Source organism: Micromonospora humidisoli, from assembly GCF_016900955.1.
GTDB lineage: Bacteria > Actinomycetota > Actinomycetes > Mycobacteriales > Micromonosporaceae > Micromonospora > Micromonospora wenchangensis.
In genome coordinates this window covers 48,160-69,648 of sequence record NZ_JAFEUO010000002.1, presented here as the reverse complement: position 1 = coordinate 69,648, position 21,489 = coordinate 48,160, and the positions used below count along the sequence as shown (strand labels likewise).

The 21,489-nt window shown below is 71.6% G+C and carries 20 protein-coding genes; 11 read left to right on the top strand and 9 right to left on the bottom strand.

Annotated elements, in window-relative coordinates; genetic code table 11:
* Positions 1–91: 91 nt before the first annotated feature.
* On the top strand, positions 92–430 hold the full coding sequence (locus JQN84_RS05700) for a hypothetical protein (protein WP_239484947.1): 339 nt from the start codon (positions 92–94) through the stop codon (positions 428–430).
* A gap of 3 nt (positions 431–433) precedes the next feature.
* Complete coding sequence (locus JQN84_RS05695) at positions 434–706, top strand: hypothetical protein (protein WP_043964909.1); 273 nt, start codon at positions 434–436, stop codon at positions 704–706.
* Positions 707–907: 201 nt separating this feature from the next.
* Here JQN84_RS05695 and JQN84_RS05690 read toward each other — a convergent pair whose 3' ends face one another.
* Positions 908–1,735, bottom strand: coding sequence for a LysR family transcriptional regulator (locus tag JQN84_RS05690; protein ID WP_204957401.1), 828 nt, complete (start codon positions 1,733–1,735; stop codon positions 908–910).
* Between the two features lie 69 nt (positions 1,736–1,804).
* Between JQN84_RS05690 and JQN84_RS05685 the strand changes: the two genes are divergently transcribed.
* Entirely contained in the window at positions 1,805–2,536 is a 732-nt protein-coding gene (locus JQN84_RS05685; RefSeq protein WP_204957400.1) for an SDR family oxidoreductase, read from the top strand.
* Between the two features lie 112 nt (positions 2,537–2,648).
* On the opposite strand, the gene JQN84_RS05680 is transcribed toward JQN84_RS05685, so the two are convergent.
* Positions 2,649–3,836, bottom strand: coding sequence for a chymotrypsin family serine protease (locus tag JQN84_RS05680; RefSeq protein WP_204957399.1), 1,188 nt, complete (start codon positions 3,834–3,836; stop codon positions 2,649–2,651).
* Positions 3,837–4,129: 293 nt separating this feature from the next.
* Here JQN84_RS05680 and JQN84_RS05675 point away from each other — a divergent pair, with 293 nt between their 5' ends.
* The 3 genes from JQN84_RS05675 (at position 4,130) to JQN84_RS05665 (ending at position 7,998) form a co-directional block, all read left to right on the top strand.
* Entirely contained in the window at positions 4,130–4,810 is a 681-nt protein-coding gene (locus JQN84_RS05675; RefSeq protein ID WP_204957398.1) for a M23 family metallopeptidase, read from the top strand.
* Between the two features lie 60 nt (positions 4,811–4,870).
* Positions 4,871–5,977, top strand: a complete 1,107-nt coding sequence (locus JQN84_RS05670) for a calcium:cation antiporter (protein ID WP_204957397.1) — start codon at positions 4,871–4,873, stop codon at positions 5,975–5,977.
* A gap of 113 nt (positions 5,978–6,090) precedes the next feature.
* Positions 6,091–7,998 carry a hypothetical protein gene (locus JQN84_RS05665; RefSeq protein ID WP_204957396.1) on the top strand — a complete coding sequence of 636 codons (1,908 nt, stop codon included), beginning with the start codon at positions 6,091–6,093 and terminating at the stop codon, positions 7,996–7,998.
* Between the two features lie 76 nt (positions 7,999–8,074).
* Here JQN84_RS05665 and JQN84_RS05660 read toward each other — a convergent pair whose 3' ends face one another.
* The 3 genes from JQN84_RS05660 to JQN84_RS05650 form a co-directional block, all read right to left on the bottom strand.
* Entirely contained in the window at positions 8,075–8,551 is a 477-nt protein-coding gene (locus tag JQN84_RS05660) for a hypothetical protein (RefSeq protein WP_204957395.1), read from the bottom strand.
* Positions 8,552–8,749: 198 nt separating this feature from the next.
* Entirely contained in the window at positions 8,750–9,208 is a 459-nt protein-coding gene (locus JQN84_RS05655) for a lamin tail domain-containing protein (RefSeq protein ID WP_281902219.1), read from the bottom strand.
* Positions 9,209–9,350: 142 nt separating this feature from the next.
* Positions 9,351–10,034, bottom strand: a complete 684-nt coding sequence (locus JQN84_RS05650) for a histone deacetylase (RefSeq protein ID WP_239484945.1) — start codon at positions 10,032–10,034, stop codon at positions 9,351–9,353.
* A gap of 174 nt (positions 10,035–10,208) precedes the next feature.
* On the opposite strand from JQN84_RS05650, the gene JQN84_RS05645 reads away from it, so the two are divergent.
* Positions 10,209–11,630 carry a GGDEF domain-containing protein gene (locus tag JQN84_RS05645; RefSeq protein WP_307821036.1) on the top strand — a complete coding sequence of 474 codons (1,422 nt, stop codon included), beginning with the start codon at positions 10,209–10,211 and terminating at the stop codon, positions 11,628–11,630.
* Positions 11,631–11,840: 210 nt separating this feature from the next.
* On the opposite strand, the gene JQN84_RS05640 is transcribed toward JQN84_RS05645, so the two are convergent.
* Together JQN84_RS05640 and JQN84_RS05635 are read right to left on the bottom strand one after the other, a co-directional pair.
* Positions 11,841–12,899, bottom strand: a complete 1,059-nt coding sequence (locus JQN84_RS05640; protein WP_204957393.1) for an aspartate-semialdehyde dehydrogenase — start codon at positions 12,897–12,899, stop codon at positions 11,841–11,843.
* A gap of 5 nt (positions 12,900–12,904) precedes the next feature.
* A complete protein-coding gene (locus tag JQN84_RS05635) occupies positions 12,905–14,170 on the bottom strand; it encodes an aspartate kinase (RefSeq protein ID WP_204957392.1) in 1,266 nt (421 codons plus the stop codon).
* A 530-nt stretch (positions 14,171–14,700) separates the two neighbouring features.
* On the opposite strand from JQN84_RS05635, the gene JQN84_RS05630 reads away from it, so the two are divergent.
* The 3 genes from JQN84_RS05630 (at position 14,701) to leuA (ending at position 18,108) form a co-directional block, all read left to right on the top strand.
* Positions 14,701–15,429: a hypothetical protein gene (locus JQN84_RS05630; RefSeq protein ID WP_307821035.1), complete on the top strand. Its 729-nt coding sequence runs from the start codon at positions 14,701–14,703 to the stop codon at positions 15,427–15,429.
* 84 nt (positions 15,430–15,513) lie between these two features.
* Positions 15,514–16,044, top strand: a complete 531-nt coding sequence (locus JQN84_RS05625) for a nitroreductase family protein (protein ID WP_204957391.1) — start codon at positions 15,514–15,516, stop codon at positions 16,042–16,044.
* Between the two features lie 309 nt (positions 16,045–16,353).
* A complete protein-coding gene (leuA, locus tag JQN84_RS05620; protein WP_204957390.1) occupies positions 16,354–18,108 on the top strand; it encodes a 2-isopropylmalate synthase in 1,755 nt (584 codons plus the stop codon).
* 138 nt (positions 18,109–18,246) lie between these two features.
* Here leuA and JQN84_RS05615 read toward each other — a convergent pair whose 3' ends face one another.
* A complete protein-coding gene (locus tag JQN84_RS05615) occupies positions 18,247–18,936 on the bottom strand; it encodes a hypothetical protein (RefSeq protein WP_204957389.1) in 690 nt (229 codons plus the stop codon).
* 371 nt (positions 18,937–19,307) lie between these two features.
* Between JQN84_RS05615 and JQN84_RS05610 the strand changes: the two genes are divergently transcribed.
* Positions 19,308–19,949: a hypothetical protein gene (locus JQN84_RS05610; RefSeq protein WP_204957388.1), complete on the top strand. Its 642-nt coding sequence runs from the start codon at positions 19,308–19,310 to the stop codon at positions 19,947–19,949.
* 16 nt (positions 19,950–19,965) lie between these two features.
* On the opposite strand, the gene JQN84_RS05605 is transcribed toward JQN84_RS05610, so the two are convergent.
* Entirely contained in the window at positions 19,966–21,429 is a 1,464-nt protein-coding gene (locus JQN84_RS05605; protein ID WP_204957387.1) for an MFS transporter, read from the bottom strand.
* Positions 21,430–21,489: the final 60 nt, after the last annotated feature.

Below are 21,489 nucleotides of genomic sequence, written 5' to 3'. Positions count from 1 at the left end.
GCGACCATTCGTACTGGTCGAGCCGTCCCATGTCACCGTGACATGACCGCTGGCCATGGAACGGCCCACCGCCTGCCGAGATCGTCGGAGCATGTCCTTCGATGTCGACAACCCGCCCGAAGATCCACCCGCCGACTGCCAACACCGTCTGCTGTGGCGACTGGCCCGCGCCCTCTGGGAAGCCCACCGACCCGACAGCACCGGCTTCTGCGTGGCCACCGGCTGCTGGCACACGAACCAACGTGACCCCTGCCGGCTGGCCCGACTCGCCCAGCAGGGGATGCGCACCGCCTGCGGCGAAGCCGTCAGCGCCTCGCCGCCCTGGATCGCCGTCACCCGCGAACGCCTGGCCACCGGCGAGATCGACCCCATGGACGCCGTCGCCGAAGCCCTCTGGCACCGCCGCCACACCCACAGGTCGGGGCGGTGACCGATGGGAGCCCTCTACACCTCGGCAGCCTTCCGCGAGTACGCCCGAGCCCAGGTGGCCTACGCGGACATCCTGCTGACCAAGCACGCCGAGTCGACCCTCAGTCTGTGCCGCTGCGGCCGACTCCACCCCTGCGACGAACACCGCCACTGGCTGGAGATGCGCACCCACTTCCGGCAGTTCCTCGTCGACGAGCAGTACAGCAGCGAAGTACAGCAACCGAGCCGACCACACCCGACCCAGCGCGACCCCAGCAGGCCGGATGACCTCGGATGACACCCGATCCAACCGACCCGCCGCCAGTTCGGGACGAAGAGGTCGTCGGTTCGAATCCGGCCACCCCGACAGAGGTCAGAGGGCACATCCGATCCATGGATGTGCCCTCTAGTGCTTCTGTACAGCAGTGACGTACAAGCGGGTCCATGGTGCTGGAGGCGGTCGGCGGGCAGGTGCTGCGCGTGCGACGGCGAGCCGGTGTCAGCCTGCAACCGCGGCGCGGACGAAGGCGGCGACCTCGCGTGACGTGCTGGTCTGCGACCAGGCGAGGACCAGGGTGGCCGGGTCGGCGTCCAGGACGGGGCGGCTGATCAGGCCCGGGGGCAGGTACTCGCCTACCGATTCCGGGACGACCGCGATCAGGCGGCCGAGCTGGATCAGGTGCAGCAGTTGGTTGCTGTCGGCGACCGGGTGGCCGGTGACGCCGGGGCGGGCTTCGGGCCAGCGGGGCATCGGTTCGCCGTGCAGGTCGGCCATCGACACGGTGGCGCGTTCGGCGAGCCGGTGACCCTCGGGCAGCAGCACGACCTGGTCCTCCGTGTGCAGGTCGTCGCTGTCCAGGCCGGTCAGGTCGTTCTGCGGCCGGTGCAGCAGGGCGAGGTCGGCGCGGCCGTCGCGGACCATGGCGGCGCGTCCGCCGACCCGGAAGTCGAGGTCGACCGGGATGGCGTCGGGAGATGCCGCGTAGCGGTCGAGGATGGTGCGCAGCAGTCCGGCGTCGCCGCCGGGTTTGAGGGCCAGGGTCAGGCGCGGGGTGGTTCGGGCGGCTTTTCGGGTACGCCGGATCGCCGCCTCGACCGCGTCGAGCGCGCCGCGGGCCTCGGTGAGCAGCACCTCGCCGGGCGGGGTGAGGTGGACCGCGCGGCTGGTGCGTTCCAGCAGCGTGACACCCATCCGGCGTTCGAGCAGGCGGATCGCCCGGGACAGGGGTGGCTGGGCGATGCCGAGGCGCTGTGCGGCGCGGCCGAAGTGCAGTTCCTCGGCGACCGCGACGAAGTAACGCAGTTCGCGCGTCTCGACGTCATCCATACCGCCAAGGTATCGCCACGGACCGCTTCGGTCCTGGTCCGCAGGCGCTGCCGGTGCTGGGCTGGGTGCATGAGTGGAGCACGCATCGCGCTGGTGACCGGGGCGAACAAGGGGATCGGGCGGGCCGTCGCCGAGGGCCTCGCCGAGTTGGGGATCACGGTGCTGGTCGGTGCCCGGGACCCGGAGCGGGGAGCGGAGGCGGCGGCGACGATCGGGGGCGCGTCGGCGGTCCGGCTGGACGTGACCGATCCGGCCGGGGTCGCCGCTGCCGCCGAGGAGATCGGGGCCCGGTTCGGCCGGCTGGACATCCTGGTCAACAACGCGGGGATCGGCGGTGACCTGACGGCGCAGGCACCCGGTGCGGCCCGGCTGGACGGCATCCGGGAGGTGTTCGAGACGAACCTGTTCGGGGTGGTGACGGTGACCGAGGCGATGCTGCCGCTGCTGCGCCGCTCGGCCGGGGCGCGGATCGTGAACGTGTCCAGTGGCACGTCGTCGATGGCGTGGATGACCGACGCGACGCACTATCTGAGCCGGATGCCGGCGTCGCTGGGTTATCCGGTGTCCAAGGCGGCGTTGAACATGCTGACCGTGCAGTATGCGAAGGCGCTGGCCGGGGACGGGATCCTGGTGAACGCGATCGCGCCGGGCGCGTGCGACACGGATTTCGCCAAGGGGCTGCCCTTCCAGCTGTCCCGGACGCCGGCCGAGGGCGCGGCGGTGGTGGTGCGGCTGGCCACGCTGGGGCGGGAGTGCCCCAGCGGCGGGTTCTTCGACGACGACGGGAAGGTGCCGTGGTGAGACGGCTCAGCCCGAGGTCGGAGGCCACTCCCCTCAACAGGGAGTGGCCCCCGGCCCGGTCGGGGACGACGGCGGCACGGTCACCCGTGCCCGCCGGACCCCGTCGGTCAGGTCAGGACGGGTTCAGTTTGATGGCGAAGCCGTTGAAGATCGACCACACGTCGACCCAGGCCAGCCCGGTGGTGCACCCGGACGCGTTGCAGCCGTAGCCGTAGCTGACGATGCCGTTGAGCTGGCGGGAGTTGGGGTCGTTGAGGTAGATGACCGGCCCGCCGCTGTCGCCACCGCGACCGACGATGCCGCCGGCGTTCGGTACGCCGTAGCTGCCCCAGACGGTGGTGCCGTTCACGACCCAGCTGGCATTGCCCGCGTACACCGTCCTGATGTTGCAGACGACCTTCGAGTTGTATCCGAGCTGGCAGAGGAAATCGCCGACCGCCACATTGCGTACGCCGTTGAGATAGCGGGAGTAGCCGGCCGCGTCGAGGCCGTCCCAGGTGTACCGGTTCGTCGGCGCCTCGATGAATAGCGAGTCGAGATCGGCCCGCTTGTACTTGACCTGGCCGATGTAATTGCCGCCGGCCGCCGAAACGTTGTCGCCGACGTTGTAACAGTGACCGGCGGTGACCAGCCACTGCCGGCCGTCCCAGGTACTGACGGCGGGGATGCCGCTGGTGCAGTAGGACTCGCTCCCGTAGGCCGGCCCGAGGGCTGCTCCCGCGTAGAACGGGGAGGTGTCGTTCCAGCGGCTCAGCGGCTTCGACGGGGGTGCCTGCCGGATGCGGATCTCGGTGGCGTCGGCGGTGGCGCGCCGCTGCGTGACGGCCGGCGAGGCGAGGTAGGCGTGCGCGGCCTCGGTGTCGTCCACGGCGAGTTCGATGACGCTGCCGTCGACCGAGCTGCCCGCCAGGCCGACGGTGAAGGGCAGGTCGGTGCGCTCGGTGAGGGCGGTGATCTCCTGCCGGAGCTGCTGCCGGGACTTCCTGCTCTGCACCACGTTGATCAGCCGGGTGTCCACCCTGGGGTTGACCCGGCGGACCGCGGCGATGAAGGCGCGTCCCTGCCGCACGTCGGTCAGGTAGACGTTGATCGACCGGTAGTCGGCGGCCATCTCGACCTGCGTGTAGATGTCCGCCCGGGTGCCCTGCCCGACCTGGGCCACGGCGTCGGCCGCCAGCCGCAGCGGTTCGAGCACCGTGGCCTGTCGTTCCGGCGTCATGGCCGCTACCGCCGCGACGCTCAGCGGTCCCGGTGCTGCCGCGTTGGCCGGCACGGCCATGAACGGCAGTACGACACCCACGCCCACCAGGGCAATGATTCTTCGGAGCGAATTGTTCATCTGCACCCTCTCGATAAATGGCGATTGCCCGCCATCGAGAGCATCATCTATTGATTTACGTCAGGCAATACGCCTGCCTGTCGGGTGATGGACTGAACGCCACCGCACCGGCCCGACCATTCGGAACGCGCGTACTGTTTTCGCCGAAGGAATTGTCCGGCCGATGTGGAACGTCACGAACGGGCCGGATTCGCCCCCGGGATGCCGGTGGCCGTGGCGTCGTACCGTGGGCGTCCCACCCGTGGAGGAGCCCGATGTCGATCCCCGATCCGGTCGTGCTCGCCCTGCCGTTCCGGGGCACCTGGCTGGTGCAGAACAGCCCCGCCCGGCGGGTGCCCAGCCACGGCACCGACCTCTTCGCCACCACGTACGCGATGGATTTCGTGGCGGTGCGGGGGCGACGGACGGCGACCGTCCGGGACTGGCGGACGCTGCTGGCGACCGAGCCGCCGCAGCGGTTCCTCGCCTTCGGGCGGCCGGTCCTCGCCCCCGCCGCCGGCCGGGTGGTGGCGGTGCACGACGGGGAGGTCGACCACGAGGCCCGCCGGTCGCCGACGACGCTGCTGGCCTACGCGCTGACCCAGGCGGCCCGGGTCCGCCGGGGCGCGGGCGCCGTCGCCGGCAACCACGTGATCGTCGAGCTGGCCGGGCGTCAGGGGTACGTCCTGCTCGCCCACCTGCGCGCCGGGTCGGTCCGGGTGGCGGTGGGCGACCCGGTCGACGTCGGGCAGGAGCTGGGCGACTGCGGCAACTCGGGGAACTCCACCCAGCCGCACCTGCACCTACAGGTGATGGACGCCGCCGACCCGTACGCCGCCCGGGGCTTGCCGATGGCCTTCCGGCACTACCGGTCGTGGCGGCGACCGGGTGACCCGCCGGTCGAGGTCGACCGGGGCGTCCCGGGCGAGGCGGCGGTGGTCGAGCCGACGCGGTGACCGTGCCGTCCGCCGCCCGGCGCGGCGCGACGACCCGGTTTTCCTGGCAAGGTGTACGGCATGCCCGCGCTGCGCCGCCCCCGGATGTCCGACTGGACGATCGTGGTACCCGTACTCGCGGTGCTGCTGCTGCTCGTCACCTGGAACCGCGAGCTGCCGGGTCTGCTGGTGGCGGTGGTCGCCCTGCTGCTGGCCGGGGCGGTGCTGGCGGCCGTGCACCACGCCGAGGTGGTCGCCCACAAGGTCGGTGAGCCGTACGGTTCGCTGGTGCTCGCGGTGGCGGTCACCGTCATCGAGGTCGCCCTGATCGTCACCCTGATGATCAGCGGCGGGGACAAGACCCAGGCGTTGGCCCGGGACACCGTCTTCGCCGCCGTGATGATCACCTGTAACGGCATCCTCGGGCTCTCGCTGCTGCTCGGCGCGCTCCGACGGCGGGTGGCGGTGTTCAACCCGGAGGGCACCGGTGGGGCGCTGGCCACCGTGGCGACCCTCGCCACCCTGAGCCTGGTGGTGCCGACGTTCACCACCAGCAAGACCGGCCCCGAGTTCTCCCCCGCCCAGCTCGCCTTCGCCGCCGTGGCCTCACTGGCCCTGTACGGGCTGTTCGTGATGGTGCAGACCGGCCGGCACCGGGACTACTTCCTGCCGGTGACCAGCGACGGCAGCGTGCCCGACGCCGACGGCGACGGGCACGCCGACCCGCCGTCGACGCGGACCGCGGTGACGAGTCTGGTGCTGCTCGTCGTCGCCCTGGTCGCCGTGGTCGGTGACGCGAAGACCGTCTCGCCGACCATCGAGGCCGGGGTCGCGGCGGCGAACCTGCCGCAGTCCTTCGTCGGGGTGGTCATCGCGCTACTCGTGCTGCTGCCGGAGACCCTGGCCGCCGCCCGCGCGGCCCGCCGGGACCGGGTGCAGATCAGCCTCAACCTGGCGCTCGGCTCCGCGATGGCGAGCATCGGCCTGACCATTCCGGCGATCGTCCTCGCCTCGATCTGGCTGGACGGGCCGCTGCTGCTCGGCCTCGCCGGCACCCAGTTGACCCTGCTGGCGTTGACCGTCGTCACCGGGGTGCTGACCGTGGTGCCGGGCCGGGCCACCGTCCTGCAGGGCGGGGTGCACCTGGTGCTGCTCGCCGCGTTCGTCTTCCTCGCCGCCAGCCCCTGACCCCGCAACAGGCACCGACCGAAAGGTGGTTGTCGGGGGCACATGCTCAGGGTTTGATGCCGGTAACTGTCCGGGCGGGGGCCCGGACGGCTACACGGGGAGGACGATCCACTGTGCTCACATCCAGGCCACGTCGTGGTCTCATCGGCGCGCTCGCGTTGACGCTCGGCGTCACCGGGCTCGCCGTCGCCACCACCGCCGGTGTCGCGTCGGCGGCACCGCACTTCGACAGCCCACCGGCCGTCCAGGTCGGCTGGGTCGACTCGGCCACCCCGAAGACGGCCTACCAGGCCGACGGGGACACCAACCTGCCGCTCGGCACCCGGGTCGACGACGCCGGCAAGACCCACACCGCCCGCGTCTACGCCACCTTCGACCTGTCCCGGTACGAGGGGAAGAAGATCTACGAGGGCAAGGTCTTCGTCCAGGAGCACAGTGCCGCCGACTGCACCAAACGGGCCGTCGAGATCTGGCGTACCAAGCCGGTGGGTGCCACGCCGACCTGGAACAAGCAGCCCGAACCCCTGGTCAAGCTGGACGAGGAGGGGAGCTCGACGTACTGCCCCCGGTCCCTCGCCTTCGACGTCGGCGCGGCGGTGCAGGACGCGGTGGCCCACAAGCAGCGCCGGGTCACCTTCGAGATCCGGGTGCCGGAGCAGTACGAGGCCGACCCGTCGTACGGCCGGGAGCTGTACTGGTACAAGAACGTAGAGCTCAGCGTCAGCTACAACTCGCTGCCGAAGGTCGACAGCGAACACCTCTACAACGGCGGTTTCCTCTGCACCCAGCTGAAGCCGTACCCCCGGATCGGCGGGTTCGCCGGCCTGCTCCAGGCCCGCGGCACCGACGCCGACGAGTGGGACTCCCCCCGGACGGATTTCGCGATCTGGCCGACCGGCCAACCGGAGCAGCGCACCGAGTTCAGCTCGGACCGTGGCACGTTCGGGCGGGTCGCCAGCGGCACGGTGCCCGCCGGCGTCCTGGTCGACGGGAAGTCGTACGGCTGGCAGGCCCGCGTCGGTGACGGCGCGGACACCTCCGCCTGGTCGAAGAAGTGCTTCTTCACCTACGACGGTACCGGCCCGACCGCCCCGGCGGTCAGCTCGTCGAACTACCCGGCCGACGACACCGGGCAGCAGGCTCCGGCCGGCGAACCGGCGGTCTTCACCTTCTCCGGCATGGGCGACAAGGACGTGGCCGGCTTCCAGTACTCCTGGAGCGGCCTCGGCGCGGCCGGCGTCTGCGAATACAGCGGCGAGTACGGGCAACTGGTCTGCAAGGACCCGTTCAGCAAGCCGGGCACCGTCCGGGCGGCCACGCCCGGCGGATCGGCGACGGTAACCCTCAACCCGACCGGTTCCGGGCCGCAGCGGCTGACCGTCCGCTCCGTCGACGCGGCCGGGAACGTCTCCGCCGAGACCGTCTACCGCACCTTCGTGCCGTCGTCCACCCCGCAGATCCGGGTGGAGAGCGGGACGCCGCAGTGGGGCCAGGAGGTGCTGTTGAAGTTCCTCCCCGCCACCGGGGTCACCGACGTGCAGGAGTACGAGATCGTGCTCGACAACGCCCAGCCGGAAACCCGGCAGGCGGAGGCGGACGGCACCGCGTACTTCAGCTTCGTCGCGAACAACCCCGACGGGCACACCGTGCGGGTGCGCAGCCACAGCGGGAACGGGTTCGTCTCACCCGAGGCGACCTGGCAGGCGTACTTCCTGCCGTGGCCGGGGGTGCGGTCCGACGTCTACCCCGACAGCGGCGAACCGTCAGGCGGTGTCGGGGTCACCGGCACCTTCACCTTCTCCCCGCCGCCCGGCGGGACCGACACCGCCGCCTACCGGTACTCGTTCGGCGGCGACGGTGAGCTGACCGAGGTGGCCGCCGACTCCGCCGGCCGGGCGACGGTGACCTGGACGCCGGAGACCGCCGGCTGGGTCACCCTGACCGTGTACGCGGTCCGCGCCGACAGCACGGTCCACGACTACCCGAACTGGTACTCGTTCCAGGTGGCCGCCGCCTCCTGACCGGCGGGGCCGCGACGGCGGGGAGGCCACCTGGTGACAGGTGTCCTCCCCGCCGTCGTCGCGGGTGGGGGCGTCGTCAGTCGTCGTGGCGTTCGGTGCGGGCGACCTCGGCGAACGCCGCTTCCAGGCAGCCGGCGAGCGGGACGCCGGTCACCGCGAGCAGGTCGGCCACCAGCAGCGGCGCGTGGGCGGCGACGGCGGCCGGGTCGGGCGGGGTGTCGTCGTCGCCCGGGTCGTAGACGCCGAGCGCGCCGGCCAGCAGCACCAGCACCACGTGCGGGTGGACGTCGGGTCGCCAGGTGGCGGCGGCCCGGACGCAGCGTTCCAGCACCTGCCGCACGTCGTCGCTGTCGAGCCCGTCGGGGTGGGCCTGTTCGAGCAGGAGCCGGACCACGCCGCCGAGGACCAGCCCGGCGCGGTCGGCACCGGCGAGCCGGGGCACCGCGTCGTCGTACGCCGCGTCGTCGTGGGCCTGGGCGGCCTCGACCGCCGCGGTGGCGGCCACCGCGATCTCGCGGGCCGGGGCGGGCAGGTGTCGCCAGGTCACCGTCACCGGCCCAGCATGGCAGAGCCGACCGACACCGACCCGGCCGGACGCCGGTGGTGCCGGCAAGGGCGGAAACGGGTCGACCGCCCCGGGACCGGCCGCGACTCCCGGTGCGAGAAGTCGCCGGCCGTCCTTCCCGGGACGGTCGAACGATGGCCGGAGAACGCCCCTCAACGCTCCGGTCACCGCGGGTCCGAGCGGTGGTCAGCAGTTCGTGTAGCTGCCCTTGCTTCCCCACGTGCAGGAGTCGATCCCGGTACCGGCGGAGTTGCGCAGGTAGGCGGTGTCCCCGGTGTTGTTCCAGATGTAGTTCCCGGAACCCCAGTACCGGTGGGTGGAGGTGTTCTTGCCCTTGCCGGTGTGGATGTAGACGCTGGCGCCCTTGGCGAGGCGGACGTCGCCGGAGAACGTGTAGACGTGCTTGGACTTGTCACGCAGCGTCCAGGACTTCAGGTTGAGCGTCGAGCTGCGCCGGTTGGTCAGTTTGACGTACTCGGCGTTGAGGCTGGTGTTGGAGCGGGTGTCGCTGCCCGGGGAGTCGTAGTAGACCTTGGTGATCTCGACGGCCGGGGTGGCGGCCTGGGCCGGCCCGGCGACGGCGAGCGAACCGCCGACGGCGACGACGAGCGCCACGGCGAATCCGACGAGCCTGGTGTGCTTCACGCGTACCCCCACAGGTTCACGGACCGGCGTCCACGGGGACCGGTCACGGAAAGTGAGCCGAGGTTATCGACGCGGACCGGCGACTGTGGACCGGAAATGCGCCGCGTCGCCAATCCGGTCCGCCAGTCCCGGCAGCGGGACCCTAATGGTGATCATGGACGACGCGATCGTCAGGCGACGGCGGCCCTTCCACCGATCCGCACTCGTCCGGCGGGCGGATCAGGCCAACCAGTCGGGGCCGGTTCCAGTGTCCGGCCACCCCGGGCCGGTCGGCCAGGTAGTCGACCGCCTCGGCCGGCGACCAGCCGTGCGCCTCCCGCAGCCCTTCGGCGATCATCCGCAGGTAGACCGGGGCGGGCGGGGTCCACGCCACGTCGGCGGCCCGCCACGGCGCGGTGAAGGTGAGCATCGGCAGGCCGTCGCGGGTGCCGACCCGCAGCAGCGTCTCGTAGCGCCCCGGGCCGAGGGTGGCCCGGCCGTCGGCCACCGCCGCGTCGAGCGCGGGCAGGTCGTCGCCGGGGGGCCGGTACATCTCCTGGGCGGCGAGGTCGGCGAACTGGGCCCGGGTGAGCAGGTAGCCGCGGGCCGCCGCGACGCCCGGCAGCGTCGGGTCGTAGAAGGCCATCCCGCCCGTCCAGGCCCGGGACTCGCCGGCGAAGTAGATGCCGCCGGGGATCAGCACCGGCAGCGTCAGGCGCGGCGGTCGGCAGTCCCGGCAGCCGGGGTACGTCCGCAGCCCGCCGGGCGGCCGGCCGCCGGAGAGGTACCAGCCGAGCCGGGCGGCGTGCAGGTTCGACCCGTAGGCGACGTACCAGAGCAGTTCCATTCCACCCCCCTCCCACGCGCCGGGGTCCCCACGCTATCGCCCACAGGCCCTGTCCACACCCTGTGGATGAAACATGTGTACGAACGAAATGATCATGGTGGGACCGACCGGTCGGCGCTGAGTACGCTTGATCGCAGCCCCGGCACCCGCCGGGCCCATCTCACCTGGAAGAACGTGGATCACGAGCGAGTCGTCCGGGACGTCACGGTCCGCCTGTCGATGGCGTCGACCGCCGCCGAGGCGTGCCGGTGGACGGTGACCGCGCTCGCCCGGTACGCCCCCGCCACGATCTCCGTCCTGCTCCAGGTGCACGACCGGCTGCGCTGCATCGCCGCCACCGGGGCCTGGCAGGTCTTCTCCGCCGTCCCGCCGAAGTCGGGCATCGTCGGCCGGGTGTACGCCTCCGGCGTGGGGGCCACCGTCGTCGACGTCACCGCCGACCCGGACTACCTGCCGCTGCGCCCCGACGTCACGGCCGAGATCTGCGTACCGGTGCGGGACCCGCAGGGCCGGCCGATCGGCGTGCTCGACCTCCAGTGGAGCGGGCCGGTGGACCTCACGCCGTGGCGGGAGACCGCCGACCGGCTCGCCGAGCGGCTCGGTGCCCGGATCGCGGCGCTGGGCGGGCCGCCCGCCGAGAGCCGCAGCGAGAAACTGCTCAGGCACGCCACCGCGATGACCGCCGCCCCCACCGACTGGGACCTGCTGACCGCCGCACTCACCGCCGCCCGGGAGGTCTCCACCCTCTCCACCGCCGTGCTGGTGCTCGCCGGTCGACACGGCCCCCGCGTCGGCGCACCCGCCACGGTGCCCACCGAGTGGGAGGCGCGGGTCCGGGCCGCGCTGGCCGACGCCCCGACCACGCAACTCGACCGGCTCGTCGCGCGGGCCCACCGGTACGGCGCGGCGTACACCCTGGGTGAGGCGGGCTGCCCGCCCACGGAGGAACACCTCGCGCTGGCCCGTGCTGGGGTACGCACCCTGGTGTCGGTGCCGGTCGGCCCACCCGATGACGGCGGGGTGCTGCTGGTCGCCGACGAACGGCTGCTGCACCCCGACCCGACCACGGTCAACCTGATGGAACTGCTCGCCGGGCAGGCGTGGGCCGCCCTGGAGCGGCTGCGCACCCTGGCGCAGCTGCGCGAACAGGCCAGCCTCGACCCGCTCACCGGGCTGCGGCACACCGGCACGTTCGGGCGGCGGATCGCGGCGGCCACCCCCGGGCGCACCGCGCTGCTCGCCATCGACGTGGACGGCTTCAAGAGCGTCAACGACACGTACGGCCACCAGGCCGGGGACCGGCTGCTGGTGGGGCTGGCCCGCGCCCTGGAGGCGGCGCTGCGGCACGGCGACGAGTTGTACCGCACCGGCGGCGACGAGTTCGTCGCGGTGATCGAGGTGGCCCACCCCGACGAGGCGGTCCGGATCGCCGAACGGCTCACCGGGGCGGCCCGCCGCACCGGCCGCACGATCAGCGTCGGCGTGGCGCTACCGCTCCCCGGCGAACCCGCCGACCGCACCCTGCACCGCGCCGACCAGGCCCTCTACACCGCCAAACACCAAGGCCGAAACCGAGTCCACCTCTCCACCCCCTAACCCCCACCCCTCCCCCGCTCCCCCGCCCCCGCTCCCCGCCCCGCCCCGCCCCGCCCCGCCCCGCCCCGCCCCGCCCCAGTCGATCATGGACTCGTGGTGGGCGTTTTGCTCCGGTTCCGACCCTTTTGTGAGCACCACAACTCCTTGATCGACAGGGAGTGGGGGCGCGGGGGCGGGGGGCGGGGTGGGGCCCGGGAGGTGGGGGTGGGGTTAGGGGCGGGGGGGTTTGACTAGTAGTTCTGCGATCTGGGCGGTGTTGAGGGCGGCGCCCTTGCGCAGGTTGTCGCCGGTGACGAAGAAGTCGAGGGCGCGTGGGTCGTCGATCGCCCGGCGGATCCGGCCCACCCAGGAGGGGTCGGTGCCGACCGCGTCGATGGGCATCGGGAACTCCCCGGCTTCCGGGTCGTCGACCAGGATCACGCCGGGTGCGTTGCGCAGCGCCTCCCGGGCACCCTCGGCGTCGACCTCGGTGGCGAAGACGGCATGTACGGCGACCGAGTGGCCGGTCACCACAGGCACCCGTACGCAGGTGGCGGAGACCTTGAGATCGGGCAGGCCGAGGATCTTGCGGGACTCGTTGCGGACCTTCATCTCCTCGGACGACCAGCCCTGCTCGGCCGGTGACCCCGCCCACGGCACCACGTTCAACGCCAGCGGCGCGGGGAACGGGCCCAGCTCGTCGCCGACCGCCTGCCTGACGTCGCCGGGGCGGGAGCCGAGCACCCGGTCTCCGGCGATCTTGCCGAGTTGCCTGTGCAGCGCGTCCACCCCGGCCTGCCCCGCCCCCGACACCGCCTGGTACGACGCGAGCACCAGCTCCCGCAGGCCGTACTCGCGGTGCAGCGGGGCGATCGCCACGATCATGGTCAGGGTGGTGCAGTTGGCGTTGGCGATGATCCCCCGGGGCCGGTGGTGCACCTGTTCGGGGTTGATCTCGGGCACCACCAGCGGCACGTCGCGGTCCATCCGGAACGCGGCCGAGTTGTCGACGACCACCGCGCCCCGCTCGACGGCGATCGGCGCCCAGTACGCCGACACCTCGTCGGGCACGTCGAAGACCGCCACGTCGACCCCGTCGAACGCCTCGGGGGTGAGCGCGCCGACGGTCAGTTCCTCGCCCCGGCAGCGCACCTGCCGGCCGACCGAGCGGGCCGAGGCGAGCAGCCTGATCTCCCCCCAGACGTTGCGCCGGGAGGAGAGCAGGTCACACAGCACGGTGCCGACAGCCCCCGTCGCCCCGACCACGGCCAGGGTGGGCTGCGGTCCCATCGGGGCTACCGCCCGGTTCCCGCGTACACCACGGCTTCGGAGTCGCCGCCCAGCTCGAACTGGTCGTGAATGGCGCGTACCGCCCGGTCGAGGTCGGTGTCGCGGCAGACCACGGAGACCCGGATCTCGGAGGTGGAGATCATCTCGATGTTGACGCCGGCCGCGCCGAGGGCGGCGAAGAAACCGGCCGCGACACCGGGGTGCGAGCGCATGCCGGCGCCGATCAGGGACACCTTGCCGACGTGGTCGTCGTAGAGCAGGCCCTTGAACTTGACCGGCTCCTGGATCTTGCTGAGCGCGGCCATCGCGGTCGGCCCGTCGGCCTTGGGCAGGGTGAACGAGATGTCGGTACGCCCGGTGCCCTCGGTGGAGACGTTCTGCACGATCATGTCGATGTTGATCTCGGCACCGGCCACGGTGTCGAAGATGCTGGCGGCGGCACCCGGCTCGTCGGGCACCCCCACGATCGTGATCTTCGCCTCGCTGCGGTCGTGGGCAACCCCGGTGATCAGTGCCTGTTCCACGGGAAGGTCCTCCATCGATCCGGTGACCATGGTGCCGGTGTTGGTCGAGTATGACGAACGGACGTGGATCGGCAAGCCTGCCCGACGCGCGTACTCCACGCTGCGCAGGTGCAGCACCTTGGCGCCGCAGGCGGCCAGCTCCAGCATCTCCTCGTAGGTGATGTGCCTGATGTGCCGGGCGTTGGGCACGATCCGGGGATCGGCGGTGAAGACGCCGTCCACGTCGGTGTAGATCTCGCAGACGTCGGCGTGCAACGCGGCGGCGAGCGCCACGGCGGTGGTGTCCGAGCCGCCCCGGCCCAGCGTGGTGACGTCCTTGGTGTCCTGCGAGACGCCCTGGAAGCCGGCCACGATCACCACCGAGCCCTCGTCGAGCGCGCCCTTGAGCCGCCCGGGGGTGACGTCGATGATCCGCGCCCGGCCGTGCGCCGAGGTGGTGATCACACCGGCCTGCGAGCCGGTGAACGAGCGTGCCTCGTACCCCAGGTTGTGGATGGCCATGGCCAGCAGCGCCATCGAGATCCGCTCCCCGGCGGTGAGCAGCATGTCCAGCTCACGGCCCGGCGGTAGGGGGCTGACCTGGTTGGCCAGGTCGAGCAGCTCGTCGGTGGTGTCGCCCATCGCGGAGACCACCACCACCACGTCGTCGCCGGCCTTGCGGGCGGCGACGATGCGCTCGGCCACCCGCTTGATCCGCTCGGCGTTGGCGACGGAGGATCCGCCGTACTTCTGCACCACGAGTGCCACGACGGCGCACTCCCTCCCAGCGATGACCCTGAGCGTGCCGACGCCGCCGGCTGAAGTCCGGCGGCGCGTGTCAGACCACCCCAGGGTATCGGGCGGTACGCGAGTGCGGGTCGGGTGATCCCACCATCCGGCGCAGGCCACCGCCGCACGGCGCGGTCCGGGCGGGGGACGGGACCCGACACGCCCGGCCCGTCAACGGTCCGCGCGGGGTCGTCCGGGGCGGTCGCCGGGCGCAGAATGACCCGGTGCATGCCCACCCCCGCCCGCTCCTCCTTCCCCCGGCGCGGCCGGCCCGACCGGCCCGTCCCGCGCGTCGGATGCCGCCGACCCACCTGGCCGGTCCGACCGGGCCGCGGCCGCCGGACCGATCGGGGCCGCCCGACCGATCGGGGCCGCCCGACCGATCGGGGCCGCCCGACCGATCGGGGCCGCCCGACCGATCGGGGCCGCCCGACCGATCGGGGCCGCCCGACCGATCGGGGCCGCCCGACCGATCGGGGCCAGGGCGGGCGGTGCTGCCGGTGGTGTCGGTGCTGGTACTGCTGGCCGGTTGCGGCTCCGACGGGCCGGACGTCCCGCCGACCGCCCCGCCGTCCGCTCCGGCACCCGTCACGGTCGACAGCGCCCGCGACGAGCTGGCCGCGCTGGCCGCCGCCGCCCGGGACCGGCACCTGACCGCCCGCTACACCCTCACCGGCACCGGCGGGCCGGCCCGCGAGATCACCGTGACCAGCGCGAACGACGGTAGTTGGCGGGTGGACGTGCCGGGGGGCGCCCTCGACGGGGCGGCCGACGTCGCGCTCACCGCCACCCGGGACGGGTTGTTCCAGTGCGGCCTGCCCTCGGCCGGCCGCCCCGAGCCGGCGAGCTGCGTACGGCTGGGTGACCGGGACGACGCGGTGCCGCACCGGCTGGACCCCCGGGTGCAGCACCCGTTCACCGACTGGCTGGAGGTGCTCACCGACAGGCGTACCGCGTTGTCGGTCTCCACCGCGACCACGCCGCCCGGGGTGCCGGGGACCTGCTACGCGGTGGAGAGCACGTCCGCCTCGCTGAATCCGCCGCTGGACGTGGGCATCTACTGCTACCAGCCGGACGGGACGCCCACCTTCGTCCGGGCGGCGCTGGGCACGTTGACCCTGGTCGGTCCGCCCGGCCCGGCGCCCGACACGGTGCCGCTGGCCGGGCCGGTGGTGCCCGGTGAGCCGCTCGGGCGGGAGTCGGGGGCATCGGCCGAACCGAGCCCGGAAACGTCCTGACCCGTTCGGGCGTTACGGGTGGCCTTGACCACATTTGCCATAGCGGGCTAATCCACCAAAAACCCCATACGGGATTCTCTTCGCATGGTTCACCTCACGCCGCTGCTCGCCTTCCGCTGGAGCCCCCGGGCGTTCCACCCGACCGCCGAACTGACCGGCGACGAGGCGGCCTCCCTGCTGGAGGCGGCCCGCTGGGCCCCGTCGGCCGGCAACGCCCAGCCGTGGCGGTTCGCCCTCGGCCGCCGCGACGACGAGACCTGGAAACGCATCCTGGTCAGCCTCACCGGGGCCGACCAGCGCTGGGCGCGGCACGCCGCCGCGCTGCTGGTGGGCGCGCACGTCGCGGGCGATCCGGAGCGGTGCGCGTACGACCTGGGCCAGTCGATCGCCCACCTGAGCGTCCAGGCCACCGCCCTCGGTCTGCACGTACGCCAGATCCGCGACTTCGACCGGGCCGCGCTCGCCGCCGACCTGGACCTGCCCACCGGGGTACGCCCCCTGGTGGTGACCGCCGTCGGCCCGCTCGGTGACCCGTCCACGCTGCCCGTGGACCTGTTGCGCCGGGAGACCGCGCTGCGCCGTCGGCACCCGGTCCACGCCCTGCTGCTCGGCTGACGCCACCGCCCCTCGACGGTGGTGGCGGGACCTCGGCCGGCGGCCCGTGGCGGGTGCGATTCGGATCTCAGAGTCCGGACCCACCTTTGCACCCCCCGGCTCATCACGTAGGGTCACTCTGTCATGTGGCGGGCGTACCTTCTCCTTGGTCGCCGCGACGGGGCCTGACCGGCCGGCACCCCGTCGCGGAGTCGAACCGCGCCGTCCAGCAGATCCGAACTCCATCTCGGCAACCGTCCGGGCATCGCCGCCCGACCCGCCGACACCTTCGCAATGCTGACGCCACCTGACCCACGGGAGCACTCCGTCATGGCTCAACCTGTCACCACCGACGCCGACGCCGATCAGATCGCCCGGCAACGTCCCAGCCGGATGCCGTACCAGCGCTACCAGCCGTACCACCAGCAGTTCCGGATCGACCTGCCGGACCGCACCTGGCCGACCCGGCACGTCGAGGCCGCCCCCCGCTGGTGCGCGGTCGACCTGCGCGACGGCAACCAGGCCCTGATCGACCCGATGTCGCCGGAACGCAAGCGGCGGATGTTCCAGCTGCTGGTGCAGATGGGCTACAAGGAGATCGAGGTCGGCTTCCCGTCAGCCAGCCAGACCGACTTCGACTTCGTCAGGCAGCTCATCGAGCAGGACCTGATCCCCGACGACGTCACCATCCAGGTGCTCACCCAGTGCCGGGAGCACCTGATCGAGCGGACCTTCGAGTCGCTGCGCGGCGCGCACCGGGCCATCGTGCACTTCTACAACTCCACCTCGACGCTCCAGCGTCGGGTGGTCTTCGGCCTGGACCGCGACGGCATCACCGACATCGCCACCCAGGGCGCACGGCTGTGCCGCAAATATGCCGAGATCCACACCCCGGACACCGACATCTACTACGAGTACTCGCCCGAGTCGTACACCGGCACGGAGCTGGAGTACGCGGTGGAGGTGTGCGGCAAGGTCATCGAGGTGATCGACCCCACCCCGGACCGCAAGCTGATCATCAACCTGCCGGCCACCGTCGAGATGGCCACCCCCAACGTGTACGCCGACTCGATCGAGTGGATGCACCGGCACCTGCCCCGCCGGGACAGCCTGGTGCTCAGCCTGCACCCGCACAACGACCGGGGCACCGGGGTCGCCGCCGCCGAGCTGGGCCTGCTGGCCGGCGCGGACCGGATCGAGGGCTGCCTGTTCGGCAACGGCGAGCGCACCGGCAACGTCGACCTGGTGACGCTGGGGCTGAACCTGTTCTCCCAGGGCATCGACCCGATGATCGACTTCTCGAACATCGACGAGGTCAAGCGGGCCGTCGAGTACTGCAACCAGCTCCCCGTGCACGAGCGGCACCCGTACGCCGGCGACCTGGTCTACACCGCCTTCTCCGGCTCCCACCAGGACGCCATCAAGAAGGGCTTCGACGCCCTGCACCGCGACGCCGAGGCGGCCGGGGTGCCGATCGACGAGTTCACCTGGGCGGTGCCCTACCTGCCGATCGACCCCAAGGACCTGGGCCGCACCTACGAGGCGGTCATCCGGGTCAACTCGCAGTCCGGCAAGGGCGGCGTCGCGTACATCATGAAGACCGAGCACCAGCTGGACCTGCCGCGCCGGCTCCAGATCGAGTTCTCGGGCGTCGTGCAGCAGGTCACCGACCACGACGGTGGCGAGGTCGACCCGGGCACCATGTGGCAGATCTTCGCCCGCAACTACCTGCTCGACCACCAGGTCGACCCGTCCGTCAACCTGACCGGCTACACGATCGGCACCGTCGACGGCAAGGTCGAGATCGAGGCCCAGGTGGTCGTCGACGGCGCGGCGCGCACCCTCACCGCCGTCGGCAACGGCCCCATCGACGCGTACGTCAACGCGCTCCAGTCGGTGGGTGTGGCCGTACGCGTGCTGGACTACCACGAGCACGCCCTCTCCTCGGGTGGCGACGCCCAGGCCGCCGCCTACGTGGAGTGCGACATCAACGGCCAGACCGTGTGGGGCGTCGGCACCGACCCCAACATCGTCACCGCCTCCATCAAGGCCGTCACCAGCGCCGCCAACCGCACCCGGCACTGATCCCGGACGAGCACGGGGCCCTGGCGTGTTCCGTCAGGGCCCCGTCGCCATTCGTGATCCACAGGTCAAGACCAGTGACGCCAGCACCGGCCCCACGGGCCTCACATCTGAGCCGCGCAGGGGAGCGGCCCTACGGAACTAGTCCGGGATGTTCCAAGCCGACAACTCCACCGTGGCCGCGCCGTCGTTGGAAACGCCGACCACCTGCATCAGGATCATCCGCCATTGATCCCTGCGCTCTCGCGCATCCTGGTAACTGGTCGTGATGCACAGGGCCGTACCTTTGCGCACCGGGATGGGCGCGTCCCGTCCGACCAGCGCGCTACGGATCTTGTCGGCGCACTCCTTCGGTGTCATGCCGGGACGGGCGTCCTCGCTGCCCTCCACTCCGTCCATCAGACGGAGCATGGGCTGGTTGGAACTGCAACTGGTCGACAGACTGATCTCGGCCTGGTCGTCGTCGTTCTTGGCCCTCGGCTCGTCCAGGTCGGCGTACATCGTGCGTCCACACGCGGCCTGTAGGACCATCGGCTGCTTCTGGTACTTGGGTTCGTAGACGGTCTGCTCGGTCAGCACCGGCGCCTCGCCCGGCGAACGCGGAACGTCGTCGATCCCCGACGGCAGTTCCGACGGGAGGTTCGATGCCGGCGCCGAGGTGGCCGGGGCCGCACCGGAAGGGTCCGGTGACGGCGCGGTACTCGCCGGGCGGTTACCCAGTGCGAACGACTTTGCATCCTTGGCCTGGTCGATCGCGCGCCAGGCGAACAAGGCGGACCCGAACGCCAGCAACAGCGCCAGGACCGAAACCCCCAACGCAGTGAGAGCCACGCCCCGACCACGGGGGGAACGGCTATCGGAATTCACGGGTTGCGGATGGGAAGCGGCACCCGACTGGTCGCCCGCCGTCGGCGGAGCAGCCGGACTGCTTGGCGCGTTCCCATCGTTTGGCAGAACCACTAAAAACCTCCTGCAATCTGTAGCAGGGAATTCTGTAGTCCCCTCCATACAAGAAACAACGAGATCCACTGTCGCATAAACGACAGCAGCCAGTTAGGGGTGGAGTCCGATCATCCGGATGATAGATGCCGTCCGAGCATTAGTGGATACAATCGGGGAGAGACGTGGCTGACGTTGAGAACCTCCGCCCAGCAGAGAGCCGTGGCCACCAGCCCGACGAAGGGTCGAGACGCGGTCGTCGCTTGACGATTGCCCTGACCTTGCTGGGCATCCTCATAGCCGCCGCGTCGCTGGGACGCGACTACCTCGATCTCAAGAAACGTGAACCCAATTCCGATCCTGCGGCGTCAGCTAGCCGGACAACGGCTACTGCACCCGCCCAAACAGCCGGCGATCGGGGAAATGTCGATCAAGAGAATACGGGGGAGCCTACCGGCGGGCAGAGCACTCCGAACGGCGTCCACCTCGACACCCTGGAAGTGCAGGGCGGGAAGGACAATTTGGTGGATCTGCCACGCGCCCTGCGCGGTCAGCCAGGTTATCAGCGCCCGATCACCATTACCTGCCCACGGAACACCTCAGCAGACAAGTACCGGGAGGTCACCTACCCACTGCTGGGCCGTTATGTGGATCTCACGACTGTCGTTCGCCCCTACTTTCCGGACGATTCGCAGGCGAAGGCCTACGTGTCAGTGATCACCTCCACCAAACAGGAGGATGACACGGTCAATCGGCTGGATCGCGGCGGCAAGACGACCAGGCAGGGTGCCCCGGTTCAGCTTTCGGTCGATGTCGAGAAGACTGACGAACTCACCATACGGGTGCAGTGTGAGTCACCGACCGGCTTGGTGGTGTTGACTGAAACCCTACTCACCCCCAGGTGACAACTCGTCAGGGCCGTCACCCGCCCGTGGCCGGGCGCGCGGCCCGGTCCGGCGCGCCGTCGGGGGACGCCGGGCGGTGCACCAGCAGGCCGGCCAGCAGCGCGCCGCCGAGCAGCAGCCCGGCGCACCAGGTCATCGCGCCCCGGAACGCGTCGGTCAGGGCGGCGGTCTGCTCGTAGCCGGTGCCGGACAGGCCGACCAGTAGCGGCAGCGCGGCCACCGCGAGCAGGCCGCCGGTGCGCGACGCGGCGTTGTTGAAGCCGCTGGCCACCCCGGCGAACCGGTCCGCCACGGCGGCCAGCACCGACGCGGTCAGCGGCGCCACCACCAGGGTCAGCCCGACGCCGAACAGCAGCACCCCGGGCAGCACGTCCCACCAGTACGACGCACCCGGCCCGACCCGACGCAACAGCAGCAGACCGGCGGCGGCGACGACCGGGCCGACGGTCAGCAGCGGCCGGGGGCCGATCCGCGCCGACAGCGCCCCGGCCCGCGCCGAGCCGAGCAGCAACAGCACCGTCATCGGCACGGTGGCCAGCCCGGTGCGCAGCGCCGACCAGCCGACAACGTTCTGTAGGTAGACGGAGAGGAAGAAGGTGAACCCGCTCAGCGCGGCGTAGACCAGCACGGTGAACACGTTCAGCACCGAGAAGAGCCGGCTGCCGAAGATCGTGGTGGGCAGCATCGCCCCCTCGCCCCGGTGCCGTTCCAGCAGCACGAAGCAGACCGCGGCGAGGACCCCGACGCCGGCGGCGAGCAGCACCGGCCAGGAGCCGGCCCCACGTACCGGGGCGTCGATCAGGGCGTAGGTGAGCCCACCCAGGGCCAGCGCGCCGAGCAGCGCACCGGCGATGTCGAACCGTCGGCCGGCGGTGCGGGAGGCGTTCTCGTCCCGGCTCTCCGGCACCCAGCGCACCCCCGCCAGCAGCACCCCGGCCGCGAGCGGCAGGTTGATGAAGAAGATCCACCGCCAGGAGAGCGCGTCGATCAGCCACCCGCCGACGAACGGTCCGAGCGCGGTGGACACCCCGGACAGGCCGGACCAGGTGCCGATGGCGCGGCCCCGGTCGTCCGGGTGGAAGCTCGCCTGGAGCACCGACAGCGACCCGGGGGTGAGCAGCGCCCCGCCCGCGCCCTGGAGGAACCGGGCGGCGATCAGCTGGTTGGTGTCCTGGGCGAGGCCGCACAGGACGGAGGCGACCGCGAACCAGACCACCCCGATCAGGAAGATCCGCCGCCTGCCGAACCGGTCTCCCAGCGACCCACCGAGCAGGACGAACGCGGCCAGCATCAGCGCGTACCCGTTGACCGTCCATTGCAGACCGGCGACGGTCGCGTCGAGGTCGGCGCCCAGCCGGGGCAACGCCACGTTGACCACGGTGCTGTCCAGGAACACCATGCCCGAGGCGAGGATCGCGGCGAGCAGCGTCCCCCGTCCGGCCGTGGTACGGATACGGAGCGCGTGAGCGGGTGCCGTCATGGGTACCAATCTGCACGCCCTCGACCGGAGACGCCACGAAACGCGGAAACCGTGCCTTGG